The organism is Streptomyces sp. NPDC058240 (assembly GCF_042882135.1).
GTDB lineage: Bacteria > Actinomycetota > Actinomycetes > Streptomycetales > Streptomycetaceae > Streptomyces.
Genome location: NZ_JBHVWT010000012.1, coordinates 161,300 through 185,149 on the forward strand (window position 1 = coordinate 161,300; position 23,850 = coordinate 185,149).

At 71.4% G+C, this 23,850-nt stretch carries 22 protein-coding genes; 4 read left to right on the forward strand and 18 right to left on the reverse strand.

The window, feature by feature from the left end; translation table 11 throughout:
• Positions 1 to 103: 103 nt before the first annotated feature.
• The 3 genes from ACFVX4_RS21190 to ACFVX4_RS21200 all read left to right on the forward strand — a co-directional run bounded on the left by ACFVX4_RS21190 (position 104) and on the right by ACFVX4_RS21200 (position 2,433).
• On the forward strand, positions 104 to 1,708 hold the full coding sequence (locus ACFVX4_RS21190) for an AMP-binding protein (protein WP_389979465.1): 1,605 nt from the start codon (positions 104 to 106) through the stop codon (positions 1,706 to 1,708).
• 69 nt (positions 1,709 to 1,777) lie between these two features.
• Positions 1,778 to 1,999, forward strand: a complete 222-nt coding sequence (locus tag ACFVX4_RS21195) for a hypothetical protein (protein ID WP_389979468.1) — start codon at positions 1,778 to 1,780, stop codon at positions 1,997 to 1,999.
• A complete protein-coding gene (locus ACFVX4_RS21200; RefSeq protein WP_389979471.1) occupies positions 1,996 to 2,433 on the forward strand; it encodes a hypothetical protein in 438 nt (145 codons plus the stop codon). The genes ACFVX4_RS21195 and ACFVX4_RS21200 overlap by 4 nt, the downstream gene beginning before the upstream one ends.
• Here the strand turns inward: ACFVX4_RS21200 and ACFVX4_RS21205 are convergent.
• Both ACFVX4_RS21205 and ACFVX4_RS21210 read right to left on the reverse strand, forming a co-directional pair.
• Entirely contained in the window at positions 2,420 to 4,732 is a 2,313-nt protein-coding gene (locus ACFVX4_RS21205) for a bifunctional salicylyl-CoA 5-hydroxylase/oxidoreductase (protein ID WP_389979474.1), read from the reverse strand. The two genes, ACFVX4_RS21200 and ACFVX4_RS21205, sit on opposite strands and share 14 nt — an antisense overlap.
• Positions 4,733 to 4,734: 2 nt before the next feature.
• A complete protein-coding gene (locus ACFVX4_RS21210) occupies positions 4,735 to 5,562 on the reverse strand; it encodes an enoyl-CoA hydratase family protein (RefSeq protein WP_389979477.1) in 828 nt (275 codons plus the stop codon).
• 257 nt (positions 5,563 to 5,819) lie between these two features.
• On the opposite strand from ACFVX4_RS21210, the gene ACFVX4_RS21215 reads away from it, so the two are divergent.
• On the forward strand, positions 5,820 to 6,266 hold the full coding sequence (locus tag ACFVX4_RS21215; protein WP_389979480.1) for an ATP-binding protein: 447 nt from the start codon (positions 5,820 to 5,822) through the stop codon (positions 6,264 to 6,266).
• Positions 6,267 to 6,466: 200 nt separating this feature from the next.
• Here the strand turns inward: ACFVX4_RS21215 and ACFVX4_RS21220 are convergent, their stop codons facing one another.
• The 16 genes from ACFVX4_RS21220 to ACFVX4_RS21295 all read right to left on the reverse strand — a co-directional run bounded on the left by ACFVX4_RS21220 (position 6,467) and on the right by ACFVX4_RS21295 (position 23,820).
• Complete coding sequence (locus ACFVX4_RS21220) at positions 6,467 to 7,909, reverse strand: amino acid permease (RefSeq protein WP_389979482.1); 1,443 nt, start codon at positions 7,907 to 7,909, stop codon at positions 6,467 to 6,469.
• 175 nt (positions 7,910 to 8,084) lie between these two features.
• Positions 8,085 to 9,101: an ornithine carbamoyltransferase gene (argF, locus tag ACFVX4_RS21225; RefSeq protein ID WP_389979485.1), complete on the reverse strand. Its 1,017-nt coding sequence runs from the start codon at positions 9,099 to 9,101 to the stop codon at positions 8,085 to 8,087.
• A gap of 112 nt (positions 9,102 to 9,213) precedes the next feature.
• Positions 9,214 to 10,446, reverse strand: a complete 1,233-nt coding sequence (locus ACFVX4_RS21230; RefSeq protein ID WP_389979488.1) for an arginine deiminase — start codon at positions 10,444 to 10,446, stop codon at positions 9,214 to 9,216.
• A gap of 114 nt (positions 10,447 to 10,560) precedes the next feature.
• Positions 10,561 to 13,134 (reverse strand): polynucleotide kinase-phosphatase, encoded by a 2,574-nt coding sequence (locus ACFVX4_RS21235; protein WP_389979491.1) that lies wholly within the window; start codon positions 13,132 to 13,134, stop codon positions 10,561 to 10,563.
• Positions 13,131 to 14,618: a 3' terminal RNA ribose 2'-O-methyltransferase Hen1 gene (locus ACFVX4_RS21240; RefSeq protein WP_389979494.1), complete on the reverse strand. Its 1,488-nt coding sequence runs from the start codon at positions 14,616 to 14,618 to the stop codon at positions 13,131 to 13,133. The genes ACFVX4_RS21235 and ACFVX4_RS21240 overlap by 4 nt, the downstream gene beginning before the upstream one ends.
• Positions 14,619 to 14,662: 44 nt before the next feature.
• Positions 14,663 to 15,670: a homocysteine S-methyltransferase gene (mmuM, locus tag ACFVX4_RS21245; RefSeq protein ID WP_389979600.1), complete on the reverse strand. Its 1,008-nt coding sequence runs from the start codon at positions 15,668 to 15,670 to the stop codon at positions 14,663 to 14,665.
• Positions 15,671 to 15,787: 117 nt separating this feature from the next.
• Positions 15,788 to 16,711, reverse strand: coding sequence for an LLM class F420-dependent oxidoreductase (locus ACFVX4_RS21250; RefSeq protein ID WP_389979497.1), 924 nt, complete (start codon positions 16,709 to 16,711; stop codon positions 15,788 to 15,790).
• Positions 16,712 to 16,878: 167 nt separating this feature from the next.
• Positions 16,879 to 17,436, reverse strand: coding sequence for a DUF6099 family protein (locus tag ACFVX4_RS21255; protein ID WP_389979500.1), 558 nt, complete (start codon positions 17,434 to 17,436; stop codon positions 16,879 to 16,881).
• 123 nt (positions 17,437 to 17,559) lie between these two features.
• The gene (locus ACFVX4_RS21260) at positions 17,560 to 17,928 is read right to left on the reverse strand and encodes a nucleotide pyrophosphohydrolase (protein WP_389979503.1); all 369 of its coding nucleotides are present in this window, start codon (positions 17,926 to 17,928) and stop codon (positions 17,560 to 17,562) included.
• Positions 17,915 to 19,180, reverse strand: a complete 1,266-nt coding sequence (locus tag ACFVX4_RS21265; RefSeq protein WP_389979506.1) for an ATP-binding protein — start codon at positions 19,178 to 19,180, stop codon at positions 17,915 to 17,917. Before ACFVX4_RS21265 ends, ACFVX4_RS21260 begins: the two co-directional genes overlap by 14 nt.
• A 134-nt stretch (positions 19,181 to 19,314) precedes the next feature.
• A complete protein-coding gene (locus ACFVX4_RS21270; protein ID WP_266428106.1) occupies positions 19,315 to 19,710 on the reverse strand; it encodes a cell division protein SepF in 396 nt (131 codons plus the stop codon).
• A gap of 104 nt (positions 19,711 to 19,814) precedes the next feature.
• The gene (locus ACFVX4_RS21275) at positions 19,815 to 21,089 is read right to left on the reverse strand and encodes a cytochrome P450 (RefSeq protein WP_389979509.1); all 1,275 of its coding nucleotides are present in this window, start codon (positions 21,087 to 21,089) and stop codon (positions 19,815 to 19,817) included.
• Positions 21,086 to 21,700 carry an ATP/GTP-binding protein gene (locus ACFVX4_RS21280; RefSeq protein ID WP_389979512.1) on the reverse strand — a complete coding sequence of 205 codons (615 nt, stop codon included), beginning with the start codon at positions 21,698 to 21,700 and terminating at the stop codon, positions 21,086 to 21,088. The genes ACFVX4_RS21275 and ACFVX4_RS21280 overlap by 4 nt, the downstream gene beginning before the upstream one ends.
• A complete protein-coding gene (locus ACFVX4_RS21285) occupies positions 21,678 to 22,031 on the reverse strand; it encodes a DUF742 domain-containing protein (protein ID WP_389979515.1) in 354 nt (117 codons plus the stop codon). Before ACFVX4_RS21285 ends, ACFVX4_RS21280 begins: the two co-directional genes overlap by 23 nt.
• A complete protein-coding gene (locus ACFVX4_RS21290) occupies positions 22,028 to 22,453 on the reverse strand; it encodes a roadblock/LC7 domain-containing protein (protein WP_266428095.1) in 426 nt (141 codons plus the stop codon). The genes ACFVX4_RS21285 and ACFVX4_RS21290 overlap by 4 nt, the downstream gene beginning before the upstream one ends.
• Complete coding sequence (locus ACFVX4_RS21295; RefSeq protein WP_389979520.1) at positions 22,450 to 23,820, reverse strand: ATP-binding protein; 1,371 nt, start codon at positions 23,818 to 23,820, stop codon at positions 22,450 to 22,452. The genes ACFVX4_RS21290 and ACFVX4_RS21295 overlap by 4 nt, the downstream gene beginning before the upstream one ends.
• Positions 23,821 to 23,850 lie beyond the last annotated feature (30 nt).

Here is a 23,850-nt window from a genome sequence, read left to right on the forward strand (position 1 = left end):
GTCTTCCCGCCCGCTCGTTTTCCAGTCCACTCGTCTTATCGCGGACCGTTGACTACCGTCACACAAACGATACGCTCCAGAGGCGACAAGGGGGCGATCCGTCATGGACCCGAAGACCTCAGCGCACCTCGACACCTTCGCCAGGGAGCACCTGCCACCCCAGGACGAGTGGCCGGAACTGCTCTTCGACCTTCCCGAACTGCGCTATCCGGACCGCCTCAACTGCGCGGCGGAACTGCTGGACCGCACGGCCGACCGCTTCGGCCCCGACCGCCCCGCCTTCCGCACCTCCGACGGCGCGGTCTGGAGCTACGGAGAGCTGCGGGAGCGGGTGAACCGGATCGCCCATGTCCTCACCTCCGACCTGGGGGTCGTCCCCGGCAACCGCGTCCTGCTGCGCGGCCCCACCACACCCCGTCTGGCCGCCTGCTGGCTCGCGGTGCTGAAGGCCGGCGCCATCGCCGTCACGGTGCTGGACCGGCAGCGGTCCGCCGAACTCTCCACCATCTGCTCCATCGCCCGGGTGAGTCACGCACTGTGCGACGTCCGGGCGGTCGACGACCTGGTGAAGGCCGAGGTGCCGGGGCTGCGGATCACGGTGTACGGAGGCGACGCCCCGGACGATCTGCTGCGCCTGGCCGAGGCCAGGACCGGGCCGTACCGCGCCGTGGACACGGCGGCGGACGATGTCGCGCTGATCGCGTTCACCTCGGGCACCACCGGACGCCCGAAGGGCTGTATGCACTTCCACCGGGATGTGCTCGCCATCGCCGACACCTTCTCGGCCCATGTGCTCCGGCCCACTCCCGACGACGTGTTCGCGGGCAGTCCGCCGCTCGGCTTCACCTTCGGGCTCGGCGGTCTGGTGGTCTTCCCGCTGCGGGCCGGGGCCAGTGCCCTGCTGCTCGAACAGTCCGGCCCGGCGCAGTTGCTGCCCGCGCTCGCCGCCCACCGGGTCTCGGTGCTGTTCACCGCGCCGACCGCCTACCGCGTGATGCTCGACCACATCGACGACCACGATCTCGGCGCGCTGCGACGCTGTGTCTCGGCCGGGGAGAACCTTCCGGTGGCCACCTGGCACGCGTGGCACGAGCGGACGGGGCTGCGCATCATCAACGGCATCGGCGCCACCGAGCTGCTGCACATCTTCGTCTCGGCCGCCGACGAAGCGATCCGCCCCGGCACCACCGGAGTCCCCGTGCCCGGCTGGCAGGCCCGGGTGCTGGACCGCGACGGCCGGCCGGTGCCGGACGGGGAACCCGGACTCCTCGCCGTACGCGGCCCGGTCGGCTGCCGTTATCTCGCCGACGGGCGTCAGCGGGACTACGTGGCGCACGGCTGGAACCTCACCGGTGACACCTATGTGCGCGACGCGGACGGCTACTTCCGCTACGTGGCCCGCGCCGACGACATGATCATCTCCTCCGGCTACAACATCGCGGGCCCCGAGGTCGAGGACGCCCTGCTGCACCACCCCTCGGTGGCCGAGGCGGCCGTGGTGGGCCGGGCGGACGAGCTGCGCGGCCAGATCGTGGTGGCGTACGTGGTGCTGCGCGAGGGCGCGGTGACGTCGGCCGACGAACTGCGCGCTCACGTGAAGAGCGAGCTGGCCCCGCACAAGTGCCCGCGCGTCATCGAGTTCCTGCCCGCCCTCCCCCGCACCGCCACCGGCAAGCTCCAGCGTTTCCGGTTGCGCAACGACGACTGACCCGGGAGACCGGGCAACCGGCCCCGAAATACGGGTGCTTCGTATCACGCGCACCCGGCAGGATGAGGCATGCCCTGGACCTTCACCGATGACGTCGACGCCTTCCTCGACGCGGCCGGCGCCTCGCTGGCCGCCCGGCCCGCCGAGAACACCGTGGTTCTGACCGTCACCGCGACGCTTCGGCGCGACGGCCCGCACGCCTACGGCGACGGCGCCCCGCTGCTGGGCTGGTGGCGCGGGCCGGACGGCGAGGTGGCGGGGACGCTGCTGATCAGCGCGGCGGAGCAGTGAGCGGGCCGCCGGAATCCGTCTGGCTGGTCGCCGCGAACGTGGTGCTGTGGCGGCGGTACGGGGAGCTGGGCCAGGAGTTCCGCCCCGGCACGAAGGCGTACCGGGGCGGGGCGAAGGTGTACGTCGTCGACACCTACCCGGGCATGGGGCACCAGCAGCTGACCACGGTGGGGCACGGGCGGCACACCGGTCACTGGATCACCATCGACACGGGGACCCGCCATCTGCACACCTTCCGGGCGCGGTTGGTGTACGTCCCGGCCGTGCTGAAGCGGTGTGCCGGCCGGGGTTCCGCCACCCGGGAGGAGGCCGAGGAACTGGCCGCGCTGCTGGAGCGGGTCGCCCGCGAGGAGCGGCGCGCCCACCACGGGGCACCGTGCCCGGACCGGTGCCGGTGCCGGTGCCACGAGTGCCTGCCCGTCATCCCAGGGTGAGCCGCGGCTTCGGTGCGTCCGTGCGGCCGGTCGGCGGGGTGCGGCTGCCCGCGCGGTACGGGAGCGGCCAGGGCGCGCCCGGTCCGCTGTAGCCCTGGTCGGCCGCCGCGTGCAGCGTCCAGTGCGGGTCGTAGAGGTGGGGGCGGGCCAGGGCGCAGAGGTCGGCCCGGCCCGCGAGCAGCAGGGAGTTGACGTCGTCCCAGGAGGAGATCGCACCCACCGCGATGACGGGCACGCACAGGGTGTTGCGGATCCGGTCCGCGTACGGGGTCTGGTACGAGCGGCCGTACTCGGGGCGCTCGTCGGGCACGACCTGGCCGGTGGAGACGTCGATGGCATCGGCCCCGTGGGCGACGAAGGCGCGGGCGATCTCGACGGCGTCCTCGGCCGTGGTGCCGCCCTCGGCCCAGTCCGTGGCGGAGATCCGGACGGTCATGGGCCGGTCGTCGGGCCAGTCGGCGCGGATCGCGTCGAAGACTTCGAGGGGGAAGCGGAGCCGGTTGTGCAGTGGTCCGCCGTATTCGTCGGTGCGGTGGTTGGTGAGCGGCGAGAGGAAGCCGGAGAGCAGGTAGCCGTGGGCGCAGTGGAGTTCGAGCAGGTCGAAGCCGCAGCGGTCGGCGCGCCGGGCCGCCGAGGCGAACTGTTCGCGCACGGCGTCGAGCCCGGCCCGGTCCAGGGCGTGCGGGACCTGGTTGACGCCGTCCGCGTACGGGATCGGGGAGGCCGCGGTGAGCGGCCAGTTGCCGTGGTCGAGGGGCTGGTCGATGCCCTCCCACATCAGTCTGGTGGAGCCCTTGCGCCCGGAGTGGCCGAGTTGCACGCCGATGGCCGTACCGGGCGCGCTCGTGTGGACGAAGTCGGTGATCCGGGCCCAGGCGGTGGCCTGTTCGGGGGTGTAGAGCCCGGTGCAGCCGGGGGTGATGCGGCCCTCGGCGCTGACGCACACCATCTCCGTCATGACGAGACCGGCGCCGCCGAGCGCGCGTGCGCCCAGGTGCACGAGGTGGAAGTCGCCGGGGACGCCGTCGACGGCCGAGTACATGTCCATGGGTGAGACGACGACGCGGTTGCGTAGTTCGAGGCCGCGCAGTCGCAGCGGGGTGAACATCGGCGGGACGCCCGGGGCGCAGCCGAACTCCTTCTCAACGGTGGCGGTGAAGGAGGCGTCGCGCAGCCGCAGATTGTCGTGGGTGACGCGGCGGCTGCGGGTGAGGAGGTTGAAGGCGAACTGGCGGGGCGGCTGGTCGACGTAGGTGGCGAGCTCCTCGAACCAGCGCAGGCTCGCCGCGGCGGCCCGCTGGGTCGATTCGACGACCGGCCGGCGCTCGGCCTCGTACGCGGCCAGTGCGCCCGGCAGGTCGGGCTGTTCCTCGATGCAGGCGGCGAGGGCGAGGGCGTCCTCGACGGCGAGTTTGGTGCCGGAGCCGATGGAGAAGTGCGCGGTGTGGGCGGCGTCGCCGATGAGGACGGTGTTGCCGTGCGACCAGTGGTCGTTGACGACGGTGCGGAAGGTGAGCCAGGAGGAGTTGTTGGAGCGCAGCGGCCGGCCGCCGAGGGCCTCGGTGAAGATCTTGGCGCACCGCAGGGTCGACCGCTCCGCGTCGCAGGTGTCGAATCCGGCGGCCCGCCAGACCTCCTCGCGCATCTCGACGATGACGGTGGAGGCGTCGGCCGAGAAGGGGTAGCCGTGGAGCTGCATCACCCCGTACGCGGTCTCGGCGGTCTCGAAGCGGAAGGCGTCGAGGGCGAAGTCGGCGGCGAGCCAGATGTAGCGGCAGCGGTGGGTGGTGAGGCGGGGGCCGAAGGTGTCGGCGTGGGCGGTACGGGTGAGGCTGTGCACACCGTCGGCGGCGATCACCAGGTCGTGGGAGGCGGCCAGCTCGGCGGCCGGCGGCGCCTCGGTGCGGAAGCGGAGGCGTACGCCGAGGGATTCGCAGCGGTCGTGCAGGATCCGCAGCAGCCTGCGTCTGCCCAGCGCCGCGAAGCCGTGGCCGCCGGACGTCTGGGTGACGCCCCGGTGGACGATGTCGATGTCGTCCCACCGTACGAATTCGTCCTGGAGGGCCCGGTACACGACGGGGTCGGCGTGTTCGATGCCGCCGAGGGTCTCGTCGGAGAGGACGACGCCGAAGCCGAAGGTGTCCTCGGGGGCGTTGCGCTCCCAGACGGTGATCCCGCGCTCCGGGTCGAGCCGCTTGAGCAGGGCCGCGGCGTAGAGCCCGCCGGGCCCGCCGCCGATGACCGCGATGCGCTTCACGCCGGTCCGGGCCGCACCGGGCGGGGCCGTTTCGGAGGGCATCGCTACCGGCCCTGCCAATTCGGTGGCCGCTTCTCGGTGAAGGCGGCATGGAATTCCGCGTAGTCCTCGCCGTGCATCAGCAGGGCCTGGGTGGCGGCGTCCATCTCGACCGCGGCGGCGAGCGGCATGTCGAGTTCGGCGGTGAGCAGGGCCTTGGTCTGGGCGAGGGCGAGGGCCGGTCCATCGGCGAGGCGGCGGGCGAGCGCCGCCGCGCGTACATCGGCCTGGCCCTCTTCGGTCAGCTCGCTGATCAGGCCGATCCGTTCCGCTTCGGGTGCGCGGACCGGTTCGCCGAGCATCAGCAATCGGGTGGCATGGCCGAGGCCGACGACGCGCGGCAGCAGGTAGGCGGCGCCCATGTCGCCGCCGGAGAGGCCGACCTTGGTGAACAGGAAGGCGAAACGGGCCGACGGATCGGCGATCCGGAAGTCCGCGGCCAGCGCGAGCACCGCCCCGGCGCCCGCCGCCACCCCGTGTACGGCGGCGATAACGGGGAAGGGGGTTTCACGAAGGGCCCGCACCACCTGTCCGGTCATGCGATTGAAGTCGAGGAGCTGGGCGGTGTCCATGGCGAGTGTCGCGCCGATGATGTCGTCGACATCTCCGCCGGAGCAGAATCCGCGGCCCTCCCCCGCGAGTACCAGAGCGCGCACGCTGCGTTCGCGGGACAGTTCGGCAAGCAGGTCGCGCAGATCGGCGTAGGCGCCGAAGGTGAGCGCGTTGAGTTTCTCGGGCCGGGCGAGCGTGACGGTGGCAACCCCGTCGTCCGTCGTCAGCCGCAGATGGCGCCAGTCGTCCGTGTGCGGGGCGGAGCTGGGAAACGGGCTCATGGAGGGGGCTCCCCTTCAGCCGTCGGGCTGCTACCTGCACCCGAACTTATCACTCGTTCGTGACTTCCGTCATGAGCACGCGATAAGCGGAGCGTGAGAACGCAGTGACCAACGTCCCTTTCATACCTGTCGGCGGCCCCTTGCCCGTGTCATTGCACTTCGTAAGGTTGAAACCGAGATGTCTTGATACCGGAGAGTCCCCGCACCCACGAACCCGCAACCACACCCGCACCCCACCCCGGAACGGAAACCATGCCGTGCCCCCCGATGTCCCTCTCCCCGCCTCCTGGCGGATCGCGCTACCGCATTCGACGGCGGCCGTACCGATTGCCCGTGCTCTGATCCGTACCGCGCTCGCGGACATCGACGCACCGGCCCACACCGACACCGCCGAGCTCCTCACCGCGGAGCTGGTCGCCAACGCGGTCGAGCACACCCGCAGCGACGAGCCGATCGAGCTGGTCGTGGAGCTCCTGCCGAGCGGCTGCCAGGTCGAGGTGCACGACCGCGACCCCGCCCCGCCGGGCGGTCTCTCCTTCCCCCTGCCCGGCGGCGAGCCGGACCCCTGGCAGGAACACGGCCGGGGTCTGCTGCTGATCCGGACGCTCAGCTCGTCCTGCGGCCACCGCACGACGGAGCACGGCAAGGCCGTGTGGTTCACCCTGCCGTCCCTCACGCCTCAGAGCCTGTCGGGTGGCCTCTGATCGGGCGGCCACGCCCTGGCACGCACGCTTCCGGCGTTGCCGGGATGCCCTAGTAGCTCCTTCCCCGAACTCTCAACTTCGTTCGAGCAGGGGAGGCCCCATCCGAGGGCATCCCGGCGCCTTGGAATCGCACGCACCATGCCGCGTCCGCTCTCCGATCGAAGGTCACCCGACAGGCTCTCAGAGCTGAGCCGCCGCCCTCACCGGGCCGCGTCGGCGGCGGCCAGCCGGGAGCGGCTGCGGCCGTAGAAGGCGTACACCGCCGAGCCGACGATCAGGAAGACCGCGAACTGGATCCAGGTCGCCCAGCCCGTCCCGTACATCAGATAGAGGCAGAAGCCGACGCCCAGCAGCGGGCTCAGCGGATAGAGCGGCACCCGGAACGAGCCCCTCACCTCCGGGTTGCGGCGCCGCAGCACGATCACCGCGACGTTCACCGCGACCATGGTGGCCAGGGTGCCGATGGTGGTCAGATTCACCACCACGTCGAGCGACGAGAAGGCCGCCGGGACCGCGAAGACGACCGCCACGATCCAGGTGTTGGCGACCGGCGTCGCCGTGCGCGGCGAGACCCGCTCGAAGACCCGCGGGATCAGTCCGTCACGGGACATCGACATCAGGATGCGGGTCTGCCCGTACATGACCGCGAGCACGACGGACGCGATCGCGACGACCGCTCCGAAGGCGATGATTCCGCCGCCGACGGTCGAGTCGGTGACCTGGTCGACGACGATCGAGAGCGCCGCCGGCCGGTCGGCGACGGCCTTCGGCCCCAGCGCGCCGATGGCGGCGAGCGCGACCGCGCAGTAGAGCAGCGTGACCAGGCCGATGCAGATCATGATCGCGATCGGGATGTTCCGCCGCGGGTTCTTGACCTCCTCGCCCGCGGTGGTGATGGCGTCGAAGCCGATGTACGAGAAGAACGCCAGCGACGCACCGGCCGTGACCCCGCCCGCGCCGTGGGCGAAGAACGGCGTGAGGTTCCCGCGCTCGAAGGCCGTGAAGGCGACGACGCAGAACAGGATCAGGATGGTGATCTTGAGGACCGCCATCGCGGCGGTGGCCCCGGCGCTCTCCCGGACGCCGCGCACCAGCAGGGTGGCGGCCATCATGACCACCAGGACGGCGGGCAGATTGATCACACCGCCGTCGCCGGGGCCCGCCGAGAGGGCGGCCGGCAGCTGCGCGCCGAACAGACTGTCCAGCAGCTCGTTGACGTACTGGCTCCAGCCGACGGCGACCGCGGAGACCGAGACACCGTACTCCAGCAGCAGACACCAGCCGACGAGGAAGGCGATGCGTTCGCCGAGGGTCGCGTAGGCGAAGGAGTAGGAGCTGCCGGAGACCGGGATGGCGCTGCCCAGCTCGGCGAAGGAGAACGCGGTGAAGATGCAGGTGATCGCGGCGAGTGCGAAGGAGAGCACGACCGCGGGTCCCGCCTCGGCGACGCTGTCGGAGAGTCCGACGAAGATGCCGGTGCCGACGACGGCGCCGACACCGAAGCACACCAGCTGGAAGAGCCCCATGGTGCGCTTGAGGCCGTGCCCCTCCAGGTCGGCGCCGGACTCGGCGATCAGCTGGTGGGGATTCTTGATGCGCGGTCCGGACAGGTGCGGGGGGATCGGTGGGCGCAGCGGACTCACGGGGATGGTCTCTTCTCTGGTGAAGCATGTGGGGGAAGTGCGACCGAGGGCTGTGGGGGCTCCGGTGACACACAAAAAATGGGGTTCGAGCGTGCGAGCTCGAACCCCACCAGGAGGCAACATATTAGTCGCCTTTGCGCATGTTCACCCAATCGGGCGCATGTTCATGCAGCGATCAGCCCTTGACCTCCGGGGACGCCATGGTCGCCACCAGAACGGCCTTGATCGTGTGCATCCGGTTCTCCGCCTCGTCGAAGACGACCGAGTGCGCGGACTCGAAGACCTCGTCGGTGACCTCCAGCTCCGTCAGCCCGTAGGCGGCCTCGATCCCCCGCCCGACCTCGGTACCGAGGTCGTGGAAGGCCGGGAGGCAGTGCAGGAACTTCACGTCGGCGTTGCCGGTGGCGCGGAGCACGTCCATGGTCACGGCGTACGGCGCCAGGGCCTCGATCCGCTCGGCCCAGACCTCCTTGGGCTCGCCCATGGAGACCCAGACGTCGGTGGCGACGAAGTCGGCGCCCTTGACGCCCTCGGCGATGTCCTCGGTGAGGGTGACGGTCGCACCGCTCGCACCGGCCAGCCGGTGGGCCTCGGCGAGGATCTCCTCGGCGGGCCAGTACGCCTTCGGCGCGACGATGCGTACGTCCATGCCGAGCAGGGCGCCGGTGATCAGGTAGGAGTTGCCCATGTTGAAGCGGGCGTCGCCGAGGTAGGCGAAGGCGATCCGCTCCAGCGGCTTGTCGCTGTGCTCGGTCATGGTGAGGAGATCGGCGAGCATCTGGGTCGGGTGCCAGTCATCGGTGAGCCCGTTGAAGACCGGAACGCCGCCGTGGGCGGCCAGTTCCTCGACGGCCGCCTGGCTGTCGCCGCGGTACTCGATGCCGTCGAACATCCGGCCGAGGACCCGGGCCGTGTCCTTGACCGACTCCTTGTGCCCCATCTGTGAGCCGGAGGGGTCCAGATAGGTCGTGGACGCACCCTGATCCGCGGCGGCCACCTCGAAGGCGCAGCGGGTGCGGGTCGAGGTCTTCTCGAAGATCAGCGCGATGTTCTTGCCGCGCAGCCGCTGCGCCTCAGCCCCCGACTTCTTGGCGGCCTTGAGCTCGGCCGCGAGCTCGATCAGGCCGCGGAACTCCTCGGCCGTGAAGTCCAGCTCCTTGAGGAAGTGGCGGCCTGCGAGGTCTATGGCCATGGGAGAGCTCCTGGGTCGGGCGAGGATCGCACGTACAGTGATTCTGGAAGTCTATACGACACCATGCATCGCTATACGGTGCGGTCGGCTCGCGCCGCGCCCGGCCCCGCCCCTACACCGGGTCGCGCTCCACCGGACAGCTCATGCAACGGGGGCCGCCCCTGCCCCGGCCGAGTTCGCTGCCTCGGATCTCGATGACCTCGATGCCCTCCTCGCGCAGAAAGGTGTTGGTGGTGGCATTGCGCTCGTACGCGACGACGACCCCCGGCTCGACGGCCAGCACGTTGCAGCCGTCGTCCCACTGCTCGCGCTCGGCGGCGTGCACGTCCTGGGTGGCCGTGAGGACGCGGATCGAGTCCAGCCCCAGAGCCCGTGCGATCGCCCGGTGCATGTGCTCGGGCGGATGGTCGGTGACCTTCAGGTCCCTGGGGCCGTCGCCGGGCTCGATGGTGTACGAGCGGAGCATGCCCAGGCCGGCGTACTGGGTGAAGGTGTCGCCGTCGATCATCGTCATCACCGTGTCGAGGTGCATGAACGCCCGGCGCTTGGGCATGTCGAGCGCCACGATCGTGCGGGCCGAGCCGGCGTCGAACAGTCCGCGGGCCAGCATCTCCACCGCCTGCGGGGTGGTGCGTTCGCTCATCCCGATGAGTACGGCGCCGTGGCCGATGACCAGTACGTCGCCGCCCTCGATGGTGGACGGGTAGTCGTCCTGCCCCTCCGACCAGTGGTGGAAGGCGCCCGCGTCGGGGCCGGTGAAGAGGGGGTGGTGGCGGTAGATCGCCTCGAAGTGGACGGTCTCGCGCTGCCGGGCCGGCCAGCGCATCGCGTTGATGGACACCCCGTCGTATATCCAGGCCGAGGTGTCGCGGGTGAAGAGATGGTTCGGCAGCGGGTCCAGCAGGAAGTCGTCCAGATCCATGACGTGGAAGCGGACGGAGGTCGGCTCGCTGTGCCCGTCCAGGAACTCCCGCTTGGTCATCCCGCCGACGAGGGCGTCGGCCAGCTCGGTACTGGGCAGCTTCTCGAAGGCGGCCCGCAGGTGCTCGGTGGCGAGCGGGCCGTACTCCTTCTCCTCGAAGACCCGGTCCAGGACGAGCCGCCTGGCCACCGGAATGTCCAGCGACTCGCGCAGCAGGTCGCCGAAGAGGTGCACCTCCACACCGCGGTCGCGCAGTACGTCCGCGAAGCCGTCGTGCTCCTGGCGGGCCCGGCGCACCCAGAGCACGTCGTCGAACAGGAGCGCGTCCTTGTTGCTGGGGGTGAGCCGCTTCAGTTCCAGATCGGGGCGGTGCAGGATGACGCGGCGCAGCCGCCCGGCCTCGGAGTCGACATGGAATCCCATGCCTCCATCCTCACCGTGCACGGGCCCGTTCACTCCCGCGAACCGCCAGCGGGTTTTCCGGTGATCCCACCGGAGAACCCGCCGACGACGCCCCACAGCCTGCTGCGAGGCTCCTCAGAGCCGCGGGTCGACCGGCTCCGACTCCAGGGCCAGCACCGCGAACACCGCCTCGTGGACCCGCCACAGCGGCTCCCCGTCGGCCAGCCGGTCCAGCGCTTCGAGCCCCAGCGCGTACTCCCGGAGCGCCAGTGACCGCTTGTGGCCGAGGAACCTGCCGCGCAGCCGTTCCAGGTTCTCCGGGCGGGTGTACTCGGGTCCGTAGATGATCCGGAGGTACTCCCGGCCGCGCACCTTGATGCCCGGCTGGACCAGCCTGCCCTTGCCGTCCCGTACGAGCGCGGCGAGTGGCTTGACGACCATGCCCTCGCCGCCGCGGCCGGTCATCTCCAGCCACCAGTCGACACCGGCGCGCACCGACGCCTCGTCCCCGGTGTCGACGACGAGCCGGCGGGTGACCTGGAGGAGCCCGGTCGGGTCGTGCTCGACCAGCCGGTCGAGCCAGGCCAGCTGCTCGTCGTGCGGTACGGAGGCCAGTGAGCGGCCCTGGACGGCGAGGATCTGGAAGGGCGCGAGACGGACCCCGTCCAGCCCCTGGGTGCTCCAGCAGTACCGGCGGTACGCCTCGGTGAACGCGGCGGCGTCCTCGGCGCGACCCCGCTGGCGGTCGGCGAGAGCGCCGACGTCCACGCCACGGGCCGCCGCGGCCGCGAGGGCCGCGTTGGCCTCCGGGAGGACGGCGCCGGACGCGGCGCCGACCGCGGCGTACTGCGAGCGCAGCAGCCCGGCCGCCTTGAGGGACCAGGGCATCAGCTCGGCGTCGAGCAGCACCCAGTCGGTGCCCCACTCCTCCCAGAGCCCGGCGGCGGTGACAGCGGCGCGCAGCCTGCCGAGGATCACCTCGGTGAGCGCGACGTCGTCGAGGAACGGCCGTCCGGTACGGGTGTGCAGCGCCCCGGTCGGGCCACCGGCGGAACCGAGGGCGTCCGAGGTGCCGCCCACACCGAACCGCTCACGGGCGGCGGCCGCGTCCCGGCAGACGAGCGCCACCGCACGCGACCCCATGTGCTTCTCCTCGCACACGACCTTGTCGACGCCGTCCGCCCGGTACTGCGCGAAGGCCTCGGCCGGGTGCTCCAGGTAGCCGTCCTCGCGCGAGGTGGCGGTGGGCGCCATGGTCGGCGGGAGGTAGCCGAGCAGCTGGGGGTCGACGGCGAACCGGCTCATGACTTCGAGCGCGGCGGCGGCGTTCTCCTCACGGACCGCGATGCGGCCCATGTGCCGGGTCTCGACGATCCGCCGGCCCTGCACATCGGCGAGGTCGAGCGGCCGTCCCTCCCGGCCACCGGGTGCCTCGGTGGCCAGCGGCTTGGCCGGCTCGTACCAGACCTGCTCGGCCGGTACGTCGACGAGCTCGCGCTCCGGCCAGCGCAGCGCGGTCATCTTCCCGCCGAAGACCGCTCCGGTGTCCAGGCAGATGGTGTTGTTGATCCAGGAGGTGTTGGGCACCGGGGTGTGTCCGTAGACCACGGCGGCACGGCCCCGGTACTCCTCCGCCCACGGGTAGCGCACGGGCAGGCCGAACTCGTCGGTCTCGCCGGTGGTGTCCCCGTACAGCGCGTGCGAGCGGACCCGTCCGGAGGTGCGGCCGTGGTACTTCTCGGGGAGTCCGGCGTGGCAGACGACGAGCCTGCCCCCGTCGAGCACGTAGTGGCTGACGAGCCCGTCGATGAACTCCCGGACCTGCTCGCGGAAGGCCGGGTCCTTCTCCTCCTCCCGGTCCAGCTGCTCGATGGTCTCGGCGAGTCCATGGGTGTGCTGGACGTTGCGGCCCTTGAGGTAGCGGCCGAGCTTGTTCTCGTGGTTGCCCGGCACGCACAGGGCGTTGCCCGCCGACACCATGGCCATGACGCGGCGCAGCACTCCGGGGCTGTCGGGGCCGCGGTCCACGAGGTCGCCGACGAAGACCGCCATACGCCCTTCGGGGTGCGCGCCGTCGACATAGCCGAGCTTGCCGAGCAGGGACTCCAGCTCGGAACTGCAGCCGTGGATGTCGCCGATGATGTCGAAGGGGCCCGTGAGGTGGCGCAGGTCGTTGTAGCGGCGCTCCAGCACCACTTCGGCGTGGACCGCCTCCTCCTCGGTGCGCAGGATGTGCACCTTGCGGAAGCCCTCGCGCTCCAGGCCGCGCAGCGAACGGCGCAGTTCGCGGCGGTGCCGCTGGATGACGTGGCGCGGCATGTCGGCGCGGTCGGGGCGGGCCGCGTTGCGCGCGACGCAGACCTCTTCGGGCAGGTCGAGGACGATCGCGATGGGCAGGACGTCGTGGCTCCTGGCCAGCTGGACCAGTTGCTTGCGGCTCTCGGACTGGACGCTGGTGGCGTCCACGACGGTCAGCCGCCCGGCTGCCAGCCGCTTGCCCACGATGTAGTGCAGGACATCGAAGGCGTCACGGCTGGCGCTCTGGTCGTTCTCGTCGTCGGCGACCAGACCTCGGCAGAAGTCCGAGGAGACGATCTCCGTGGGCTTGAAGTGCTCGCGGGCGAAGGTGGACTTGCCGGAACCGCTGGCCCCGATGAGGACCACGAGGGAGAGGTCGGTCACCGGCAGCGTGCGTGAGGTACTGGTCATGCGGCTTTCGCCTCCTTCTCGGTCCTGTTCCTGGTCTCGTCGGCCGCGGTCATCGTGAACACGGCCATCTGTGTGGGCGGCCCCACCTCGGGGTCGTCGGGCCCCACGGGGACGAAGTCGACCCCGTATCCGTGCCGCTGCGCCACCTCCCGGGCCCAGCCGCGGAATTCGGCCCTGGTCCATTCGAACCGGTGGTCGCCGTGGCGCACATGCCCGGCGGGAAGGGTCTCCCAGCGGACGTTGTACTCGACGTTCGGCGTCGTCACGAGCACGGTCCGCGGACGGGCCGAACCGAACACGGCGTACTCCAGCGCGGGCAGTCTCGGCAGGTCGAGGTGTTCGATGACCTCGCTGAGCACAGCCGCGTCGTACCCCTTGAGCCGCTTGTCGGTGTAGGTGAGCGAGCCCTGCCGGAGCACGACCCGGGCGGCCTGTCGCTCCCCCATCCGCTCCAGTTTCAGCCGTCGTGACGCGATGGTGAGGGCGCGCATGGAGACATCGACGCCGACGATCTCCGTGAAGCCCACGTCCTTGAGCAGTGCCTGCACCAACTGGCCCTGCCCGCAGCCCAGGTCGAGGACCCGGCTCGCGCCCGCGGCCCGCAGCGCGTCGAGGATCGCGGCGCGCCGCTGCTCGGCGAGCGGGACCGGCTTCTCCTCGGTGTCGGTCGTCTCGTCCACGGCGTTGTCGATGCTCTCGACGTCGAGGTCGTCCGACTCGGCGAGCCGCACCAGTTCGAGCTGCTGCATCGCCTGCCGGGTCAGCCCCCAGCGTCGCGAGAGATAGCGGCTGGTGATCAGCTTCTGCTCGGGGTGGGTGGCGAGCCAGCCCTCGCCCGCCCGCAACAGCTTGTCCACCTCGTCCGGTGCGACCCAGTAGTGCTTGGCGTCGTCCAGCACCGGCAGCAGCACGTACAGCTGCCGCAACGCGTCCGCCAGCCGCAACTCGCCTTCGAGCACCAGCCGTACGTACCGCGAGTCCCCCCACTCCGGGAACTGCTCGTCCAGAGGAACGGCCACGGCGTCCACACTCGTCCAGCCGAGCGGCCCGAAGAGCTTGCGCACCAGTTCCGCTCCGCCACGGGCCGGCAGCGCGGGCACCTCGATCCGCAGCGGCATCGGTGCCTCCGCGCGCTCGGGCAGCGCGCGGCACGCACCGTTCAGCGCGGACTTGAAGACCGTGCTCATGGCAACGGACAGCAACGAGGACGCCGCGTACGGGCGGTCGTTGACGTATTGCGCGAGCGCCGCGTCAGGAGCGCCGCCCCGGCCCTTGCCCTTGCCCCGGCGCACCAGGGCCACGGGATCCACTTCCAGCAGAAGCGCCGCGGTGCAGCGCTCGGCGGATGCCTCGGAATAGAAGACATGCGCGGTGCCATGGGAAGTGGAGAACGTCTGCGCCTTCTCGGGATGCTTGTGCAGCAGGAAGCCGAGGTCGGTCGCTGGACGTTCCGGGTTGCCGGTTGTGCTGATTGTCAGGAACACACGTCCGAGTATGGTCCGGTCCACTCGCCTACGACCAGGTATTTTCAGGTGTCCGAAGAGTCGGCTGGGTCAGTTCTCCGGGTCGGGTCTGCTCTCCGGGTCGGGTCGGTTCTTCTCGTCGAGCTCTGCGCGGACTCGTCGGCCGTCGTCGTACCGAGCAGCCCGGCCAGTTCCGCGACGGTGTCCGGGCCGACCCGGCAGCAGCCGCCGATCAGCCGGGCCCCGGCGTCCAGCCAGGCCGCTGCTCCGCCCGGGTCGAACGTGGGAGCGCCGGCCCATCCCCGTCCCCCCGCGTCCCACCGCTCGCCGCTGTTCGGGTACACGACGACCGGCTTCCCGGTCACCTCGGCGGCCACCCGCACCGCCCGGTCCGCATCGACCGGATCGCAGCAGTTCACCCCCACGGCCACCACGTCGTCGCGCCCCGAGGCGAGAGCGAAGGCCGTCTGCAGCGACTGGCCCGCCCTGGTCCGGTCGCCCGCCACGCTGTACGAGAGCCAGACGGGCAGCCCGCACCCCTCGACCGCCCGCAGCAATGCCTCGGCCTCGTCGACATCCGGCACGGTCTCCAGCGCCAGCGCATCGGGCCCGGCGGCGGCCAGCGCCTCGATCCGGGGCCGGTGGAAGCGCTCCAGCTCCCGGACGGAGAGCCCGTAGCGGCCCCGGTACTCGCTGCCGTCCGCCAGCATCGCCCCGTACGGGCCGACCGAAGCGGCGACCCAGACGTCCCGCTCCACCGCACCGGCGGCCCGTCGCGCCAGCCGGACACTGCGGGCGAACAGCTCCGCCGCCTCCGCCCGTCCGATCCCCCGCCGCGCGAACCCTTCGAAGGTCGCCTGGTACCCGGCGGTGATGAGCACCTGTGCACCCGCGCGCACATAGGCGGTGTGGGCCGCCTCGATCTGTCCGGGCCCGTCGGTCAGCAGACGGGCCGACCACAGCGCGTCGGACAGATCGCAGCCCTGCGCCTCCAACTGGTTGGAGAGACCGCCGTCGAGCAGGACCGGCCCTGCCGCGAGAGCACGGCCGAGCGGACGGGCGGGCGTGCCCAGGGGCGTGCGGGCGGACACACGGAGGGACGGTGAGTCGTCGGCCGGGCGGGCGGGGTGCACAGGTGGCCTCCTTTGCCCTCGGTCCTCAGAGGCTGTCCGAGGTCACCCGACAGCCTCTCAGCCGAGCTGGGACTGGATCTGGGAGGAGATCAGCTCCAGGTGGTCCAGGTCGTGCAGGTCCAGGACCTGGAGGTAGATCCGGGACGAGCCGATCGCGCCGTACCGGCCGATCTTGTCGACCACCTCGGCGGGCGAGCCCGCGAGCCCGTTCGCCTTCAGCTCCGCCACCTCACGCCCGATGACGGAGGCGCGGCGTGCCACCTCGGCGTCGTTCTTGCCGACGCAGACCACCAGGGCGTTGGAGTACACCAGGTCGTCCGGTGCGCGGCCGACCTCCTTGGCTGCCTCCCTGACCCGGCCGAACTGCTTCTCGCTGTCCTCCAGCGACGCGAAGGGGATATTGAACTCGTCCGCGTAGCGGGCGGCCAGTCGCGGTGTGCGCGTCGCACCGTGACCGCCGATCAGCACCGGCACCTTGGCCTGCGCCGGCTTGGGCAACGCGGGCGAATCGGTGAGCTGGTAGTAGGTGCCGTCGAAGCTGAACGTCTTGCCGATCCCGGTCGCCCAGAGCCCGGTGATGATCTCCAGCTGCTCCTCCAGCCTGCCGAACTTCTCCTTGGGGAACGGAATGCCGTAGGCCTTGTGCTCCTCCTCGAACCAGCCTGCGCCGAGACCCAGCTCGACGCGTCCACCGGACATCTGGTCGACCTGGGCGACCTGGATGGCAAGCACGCCGGGGAGCCGGAACGTCCCCGCCGTCATGAGGGTGCCGAGCCTGATCCGCTTGGTCTCACGCGCCAGCCCGGCCAGGGTGATCCATGCGTCGGTCGGGCCGGGCAGACCGTCCCCCGGGCCCATGCGGAGATAGTGGTCGGAGCGGTAGAAGGCGTCGAAGCCGAGGTCCTCGGTCGCCTTGGCGACGGTGAGCAGGGTGTCGTAGCTCGCCCCTTGCTGGGGCTCGGTGAAGATTCGAAGATCCATGCATCCATCCTGCACCTCCGGATACCGGTCGTTCTTCTCCTGCTGCCTCCCCAGCGCCGTCGCTGTCGAAGTCCTGTACAGTCACCGCCTTCCCGTCCGACGGCGCGCTCAAGGCCGCCCGGTCACCCCCGAATCCGCTGCGCGGTCGCACCCGTCACCCGGCCCGGTCACTCCCGAAGTCTTGCGCGGCCACGGCCGGCCGCAGTCGTACCTGCCGGTCCGCCGACCGCGCCGTACGGGCCGTCCCGCCCCCGGCCGCGCTCCAGATTCTGCTGCCGCTCCCTGTCCTGCTCGTCGAGGCGGCGGAGCATTCCGTGCACCCGGTCCATGGACTCGTCGGCCGCGTCGATCGCCTCCATGCACTGCCAGTAGAGCCCCTGCTCATCGGTCTCGCAGGCCACTCCGACCAGAGCCATCCCCACTTCCCCGAGCAGTGTGCCGAGCCCCGTCAGCGTCGCCCGGGGTTCGGCGAGCTCGGAGAGCTGTGCGGCCCGTGCCACCCCGGCCCGCGCCGCCGGGTGGTCCAGCGCCCCGCTGCTCCGGCCGCCGATCTCGCTCAGTCCGCGCGCCTCGCCCCGTAACTCCTTCGGTCCGTCGGCCGCCAGTCGGCTGCCGATCGCCTGGGCCAGCGCCTGTGCCTGCCAGGCCTCCGCGATGATGTCCGGCGTCCCCCTGCTCTGCGCCAGAGCACGCCGGCTGACTCCTACAAGACGTTCCGCTTCCATGCGTTCCCCCGTCCGTACGAAAAGCCGCTCACCTCATCCATTACCCACAGTGAGGTCACCGGTACCGAAAAGCCAGGGGAATTCGGAAATCTGTGGACACTAAATCGATTGTGAACAAGTCGATCACTCCGAAGAGTGACGGTCGCTCGATTCTGTGGGGTCCTGGCGTCCCGGCACCGGAAATCGGGACTCGTTCCGGTCGATCTTCTGCGACAGCGCCGCGAGCGCGTCGATCCCCAGCACTTCGCAGAACTGCAGCAGATACGCGAGCACATCCGCGACCTCGTCCGCCACCCGGTGCGCCGTCTCGGGCCGCTCCATCACCCGCGCCGACTCCTCCGGCGTCAGCCACTGGAAGATCTCGACCAGTTCGGATGCCTCGACGCTCAGCGCCGCCGCCAGGTTCTTCGGGGTGTGGTACTGCTCCCAGTCCCGTGCGGCCGCGAACGCGGCGAGCCGTCGCTGCAGGGCCTGTACATCAAGTTCTGTCACGGTCCAGGTCTACCACCGTCACCCCGGGCGTCTCCCGGGCCCGTACCGCGCCCGGTTCCGTGACCGTCCCGGCCAGCCTGAGGTGCCCGGCCGCCCCGATCGACACGGCCAGGGACAGCAGTTCGCGCAACTGCCTTCCGTCCAGGTCCCGGTCGAGTCCGTCGGCCAGCACGGTGAGGGTCTGCATGGCCGACGGCACCTCCCCCACGGCGTCCACCGCCAGCACCCCGGGGCCGGTGAGCAGCACGAGGGCGAGCGCGAGATACCTCAGTTCGCCGTCCCCGAGCCGCCCGACCGGGGTCGCCGGGGTGGCAGGTCCCCCGCCCCGCCCGACCGTCGCCCGCAGCGATCCGTCCCCGAGCCGCTCGACGCCCAGCGCGGTCACCTGCCCCGCGCACCCGGCGTGCGCCGCGGCGACCAGCCGGGCATGGCGCTGGACGCACTGCGTGTGCGTACGCTCCAGCACCGCCGCGAGGTTGTCGCAGCCGCGTCGCAGCCTGCCGTCACCGGCCGGCACGGGGGCACGCATCCACTGCGGTTGCGGTTCGCACGCGAAGACCGACCGCAGGGCCACGACCATCTGTTCCGCGGCGGCCAGGACCCGTAACTGCCCCTCGGTCCTGCCCGCGACCCGCAGCGGCAGCAGGGCCGTGCCCAGACGGTCGTCCGGCAGCGGCGCGCGCGTCACCGGGACCGTGCCGGCGGTGTGCCAGGCCGCCTGGACCATGGAGCGCCCCGGGTCGCGCAACGCGGTGGTGAGCAGGGTCTCGCCGCCGGCGGTGAGCCGTTCACCGACGATGCGGAGCGTGGGCTCCGCCTGGACGGCGACATCGAGCCGTACCGGTCCTGCCGGGCCGTCCGCCGTGCAGCCGATCCGGAAGCCGCGGCGCCCCTGCGGGTCGGCCGCGGCCCCTTCCGGCACGCAGCCCGCCGGGTCCGGGAACACCTCGTCCAGCGGGTCCCCGCCGCCCAGGCGCGCCAGCGCCTCGTAAGCCCGTAACGCATTCGTCTTGCCGCTGCCGGCGGGCCCCGCGAAGAGCGTGACCGGACCGATGGGGAAGGCGGCACCGCGGTGCGAGGCGAAGGCGGACATTCGCAGTTCGGTGACGACGGGTCCGGCGGCGCGGTCCGGCCCGCCGGAGCGCCGCGCGGCCTCCGGACGGGCCGGCCCGGGAGTGGCGGCGGGCGCGCCACCGGCCCCGGAAGGTTCGGCGGGCAGTGGCGGGGTGGCCCCTGGTCGGAGTGCGGTCATGGACGGACGGTATGCGGGCCACGGACCGGCGAACCGTTCCGCCTGACCGGCCTTCCTACGATCGGGTTACATGAACCACCGCGCCCCGCCCACCCGAGCGCCCCGCCCCCGCCCCAGCGGCCTCCGGCGGGCCACTAACCGGGCAGTCCCGCCGCCGTGACTCCCTCGACCTCCATGCCGACCGGGGACAGCAGGAAGACGTTCCGGTCGACCCGGTGCATTCCGCTGCCGAGGCCGAAGACCACCCCGCTGGTGAAGTCCAGGATGCGCTTGGCCACATCCGTCTCGGCGCTGGTCAGGTCGAGCAGCACCGGAATCTGGGAGACCAGGTACTCGGCCACCTCCCGTGCGTCCGCGAAGACCTGGACCCGCAGCACGACGAGTCGCCGTTGCTCGGACGCCGGGCTCTCGTCGGGGACCGTGCGGTGATCCACCCTGGACGGCCACTCGTTGCGGCTGCGCAGAGGTACGACCTGGGCAAGCCCCTCCCACTGCTCGTCCGTGACGTCGTACCTGTCGTACCTGCTCACCGGACCACCCCGTCTGTGCTTCGGTTGGCGTTGCGCCGGCTGCGCTCGCTGTTCATCGGGCAATTCTCTCGCCACTCACCCGTTCGGCGTACCACCGACACGGTTCATGGGCCGATCGACACCGCCGGCGGCCCGTCCTCGGCCTCCCCGGCGGACCTGAGCCGGTGTGCTTCCGCACTCATGTCGACGGGGGTGAACCGTACCGGAAGCCGGACCAGCGCGCGGTGGAACGGTCCCGGACGCCACTTCAGAGCACGCACCGGAACGGCCAGTTCCGCGTCGCACAGCTGACTGGTGAGCTGCTCGATCGCGGTCATGGCGATCAGGAGCGCCGGCTGCTTCGCCGGGCATCGGTGCGGACCCGCGGACCAGGCGAGGTGGGCGCTGGCCCCGGAGCGGACCGTGGGGTCCGAAAGTCCGGGCGCCGAGCGGGTGTTGGCCGCGGCGTAGGAGACCAGGAGGAGTTGTCCCGCGCGCAGCCGCACGCCGTGGAACTCCGTGTCGTGCCGCGGGTAGTGGGCGGCGAGATTGGCCAGCGGCGGGTCCTGCCAGAGGACCTCGTCGATCGCCTCGTGCGCCGTCATCGCCCCGCCGTGCAGCGAACCGGCGTAGCGGGCGTCGGTGAGCATGTGCAGCAGTGCGTTGCCGATCAGATTCGTTGTCGGATCGTGGCCCGCGCTCATGATCAGGGTGATCTGACGCACAGTCTCGTCGTTGTCGAGATTGGCCGGGTGACCGAGGAGGTACGAGGTGAGGTCGCGGCGCGGCCGGGTGCGCCGGTCGGCGACCAGTTCGGTGACGACCTCGACGAGGTCGGCGTACGCGGTGGCGGCGTTCTCGGCCGAGTTGAACATGCCGGCGATGCCGTTGACGATGCGTTCGCCGTCGCCCGGCGGCACACCGAACCAGGTGACGAAGACGTGCAGCGGCAGCCGTCGGGCGTACTGGGCGATGAGATCGCCGCTTCCGGTGGCGGCGAATTCGCCGATGAGCCGCCGGGCGACCCGGGCGACCTCGGCCCGCAGGACGTGCGGCTCGATCAGGGCGAGGCTGTCGTTGATGGCGTCGCGGTAGCGGGCGTGCACGTCGCCGTCGCTGAAGAGCGCGGTGGGCCGGTAGCCGAGTATGGGCAGGACCGGCGAGTCGTCGGGCACCGTGGCCTGCCAGGCGCGCGGGTCCTTGGTGAAGGTGTGGGTGTCGCGCAGCAGATCGACGGCGGCCTGGTAGTCGGTGACCAGCAGGGCGTCGATGCCCGGGGCGAGCCGGACGGGCGCGAGAGGCCCGTGTTCTCGCAGGCGTCGGTAGTGGCTCCGCGGGTCGGCGGCGAATTCCGGACCGTACAGGGCGAGGGGCTGCGGCGGCTGTGCGTACGGTGTCATGACGGGTCCTCGGGCCTGGGCATCCTGGTGAGCACGTGCTCGGCCAGCGCGATCAGCGCATCGATGCTGCCGCGGCGTTCACGGGCGTCGCACTGCACCAGGGGGGTCTCGGCTGCGAGGTCGAGGTGTTTGCGCAGGACCTCGTCGGTGTGGGCGGGGGCGTCGGGGAAGCGGTTGACCGCGACCGCGTACGGCAGGCCCTGCTCCTCGACCATGTCCATGACCGCGAAGGAGTCGGCGAGTCTGCGGGTGTCGACCAGGACGAGTGCGCCGAGCGCACCGCGCGCGATGTCCTCCCAGAGCGGCAGGAACCGCTGCTGGCCGGGGGTGCCGAACATGTAGAGCACCAGGTCGTCCAGGACGGTGAGCCGGCCGAAGTCGATGGCGACGGTGGTCGTGGTCTTGTCCGGCAGCCCGGCGGTGTCGTCGAGCCGGGTGCTGGACTGGGTCATCGCCTCTTCGGTGTGGAGCGTGGCGATCTCCGACAGCGTACGGATCAGGGTGGTCTTGCCGACGCCGAACGGACCCGTGACGACGAGCTTCATCAGGGTCCGGGCGGCAGGCGGCAGATAGCCGATGCCGGTGCGGTCAGTGGAGGGAGCGGAGTCCAACGAGCAGCCTCTCGACGAGCGACCGGTCGATCTCCCCGGCACTGGGGATGGGCGGTCGGGTGTGCAGATGTCCGGCGGCCGCGAGGTCCGTGGCCAGGAAGACGGTGGCGCTGACCGGCAGGTCCAGGTGGGCCGCGCACTCGACGACGGTGAGCGCCCCCGGTTCGAGCAGCTCGCACAGTCTGCGCTGTTCCGAGCCGGTGTCCGGGGGCAGCTCGGTGTCGGCGCGTACGAGTACGTCGAGCCGGTCGAGCACGGGACCGGCGGGCCGGGTCCGGCCGCCGGTGACCAGATAGGGGGGTATCAGACGGCGCCCTGGGCCGGAGGTCATGGCCGGGCGGTGGTGTCCGGCAGGCGGGCGGGTGCGTTCATCGCCCGGGTCAGGGCGGTGACCTGCACCTGCATCTGGTACGCGATGTCGCCGAGCTTGGCTCCGGGTTCCGCGAACAGGGCGAGCGTGGTGTTGTTCCCGGCCGGTACGACGATGGCGAAGCCCTGGTCGGACTCGACGACGGTCTGGGCCAGGCGCGGTGCCTCGACATCGGTGAACGCCGTGGTGAACGCGCGTGCCGCGGCGTGCAGCGTGGCGGTCATGGCGGCGACCCGCTCGCCGGACGCCCGGTCCAGGCCGGGCGACGCGCCCTCGACGAGACCGTCTCCGGTGGCGACCACGGCGTGCTGGACTCCGGGCAGCTCCAGCAGCGGGGTCAGCACCCATGCGAGGTCACCGGTGGTGGAAGTGGGGGCGCTCACGTCTGGTCGTCTCCTTGCTCGTCCCGGTCGTCCGGGTGGTCGTGGTCGTCCGGTGCCGGTGCGGATGGCCGCCCGGCGACGCTCCTGCCGTTGAGGGTGCCCTGTTGGAGTGCCGCCCAGGAAGCCCCGGCCTGCTCCGGTGTACGGGGCACCTGTTCGCGGCCCGGGGCGGCGTCGGCGGACGCGGGGCGGGCCGGGGCCGGACGCGGGGCGCGTCGGCGTCGGCTGGGCAGCGCGGCAGCCTCCCCGCCGGCGGGTTGCGGCACGGGGGCGGTCTCCTGCTCGGTCGGGGCGGGAACGGCGGAAGTGGCCTGCGCCTGCACCGGCTTCGGGGCCAGGGCGGAGAGGCTGCGGTCCTCCTCCATCACGGTCAGCAGATGGGCGGGGACGCGCAGGATCGTGCGCATGCCGCCGAACGGCGATGCCTCGATGTGGCAGTTGAAGCCGTACTGCAGCACCAGCCGGCCGACGACGGCGAAGCCGGTCTGCGGCGGGTCGCCCAGCTCGGTCAGGAGGACTTCGGGCGGGCCCGCCAGCAGCGCCCGTGCGTGGTCGAGCGCGTCGTCGTCCATGCCGATGCCCGCGTCGTCGACCACCAGGAACGCGCCGCGGCCGCCGCTCTGCTGGAGGGTGACCTGGACATCGGTGTCGGGGTGCGAGTAGGCGGTGGCGTTGGCGAGCAGTTCGGCCAGTGCGATGGCGAGGGGTTCGGCGGCGCGGGCGACGAGCGCGAGCCGTTCGTCGCGCAGGTGGTTGGCGACCTTGACGCGTTCGTAGCCGGCGACCCGGGACTGGGCACCGAGCACGATCTCGACGAGCGGCGAGTTCTGGCGGGCGAGGCCCGGCCAGGCGTCGCAGAGCACCGCGGTGGCCTGGGTGCGCCGCAGCGCCAGCTCGTTGCGGAAGTCCAGTTGCAGGATGCGCGGGTCGTCGTACTCGTGCTGGAGCTCGTGCAGCAGCTGCTGGGACTGGTTGAGCAGGGACTGGATCTTGGCGGAGGTGCCGCGCATCGCCGCGCGGGCGGCCGCGTCGACGCGCCCGCGCTCCTCGACGACGGCCTTGCGGGCGGCCTGCACCGCCTCGGTGAGCAGCCGCGCGGAATCGCCGTCGACCTCGGCCGCCTCCCGCAGTCCGGGGACCTTGGCGGTGGGATGGGAGAGGGCGAGCGCGGCGGCGGGTATCCGGTTGTGGGCCAGCTGGCGGATCTCGTCGGTGAGGGCCGCGGTACGGGCCTCGGCGGCCCTCGACTGGCGTTCGGCCAGCTCTGCGCGGGCCAGGGCGATGTGTTCGGCGCGTGCCGAGTTCTGTGCGCGGACCGCTGCCGCCACGGCAGCGGCGACGGCGATCACCGCCTTTATCCATCCCATGCCGTCACCGCGTTTCTGTTGTCGGATCGG

What these genes read in the sequence shown, in the direction of transcription:
- ACFVX4_RS21265 (WP_389979506.1), bottom strand. Translation starts at nt 19,180, where the DNA reads ATGACCGCACTCCGACCAGGGGCCACCCCGCCACTGCCCGCCGAACCT.
- ACFVX4_RS21295 (WP_389979520.1), bottom strand. Translation starts at nt 23,820, where the DNA reads ATGGGATGGATAAAGGCGGTGATCGCCGTCGCCGCTGCCGTGGCGGCA.
- argF (WP_389979485.1), bottom strand. Translation starts at nt 9,101, where the DNA reads ATGGCCATAGACCTCGCAGGCCGCCACTTCCTCAAGGAGCTGGACTTC.
- ACFVX4_RS21205 (WP_389979474.1), bottom strand. Translation starts at nt 4,732, where the DNA reads ATGCCCTCCGAAACGGCCCCGCCCGGTGCGGCCCGGACCGGCGTGAAG.
- ACFVX4_RS21230 (WP_389979488.1), bottom strand. Translation starts at nt 10,446, where the DNA reads ATGGGATTCCATGTCGACTCCGAGGCCGGGCGGCTGCGCCGCGTCATC.
- ACFVX4_RS21235 (WP_389979491.1), bottom strand. Translation starts at nt 13,134, where the DNA reads ATGACCAGTACCTCACGCACGCTGCCGGTGACCGACCTCTCCCTCGTG.
- ACFVX4_RS21285 (WP_389979515.1), bottom strand. Translation starts at nt 22,031, where the DNA reads ATGACCTCCGGCCCAGGGCGCCGTCTGATACCCCCCTATCTGGTCACC.
- ACFVX4_RS21195 (WP_389979468.1), top strand. Translation starts at nt 1,778, where the DNA reads ATGCCCTGGACCTTCACCGATGACGTCGACGCCTTCCTCGACGCGGCC.
- ACFVX4_RS21255 (WP_389979500.1), bottom strand. Translation starts at nt 17,436, where the DNA reads ATGGAAGCGGAACGTCTTGTAGGAGTCAGCCGGCGTGCTCTGGCGCAG.
- ACFVX4_RS21275 (WP_389979509.1), bottom strand. Translation starts at nt 21,089, where the DNA reads ATGACACCGTACGCACAGCCGCCGCAGCCCCTCGCCCTGTACGGTCCG.
- ACFVX4_RS21190 (WP_389979465.1), top strand. Translation starts at nt 104, where the DNA reads ATGGACCCGAAGACCTCAGCGCACCTCGACACCTTCGCCAGGGAGCAC.
- ACFVX4_RS21210 (WP_389979477.1), bottom strand. Translation starts at nt 5,562, where the DNA reads ATGAGCCCGTTTCCCAGCTCCGCCCCGCACACGGACGACTGGCGCCAT.
- ACFVX4_RS21250 (WP_389979497.1), bottom strand. Translation starts at nt 16,711, where the DNA reads ATGGATCTTCGAATCTTCACCGAGCCCCAGCAAGGGGCGAGCTACGAC.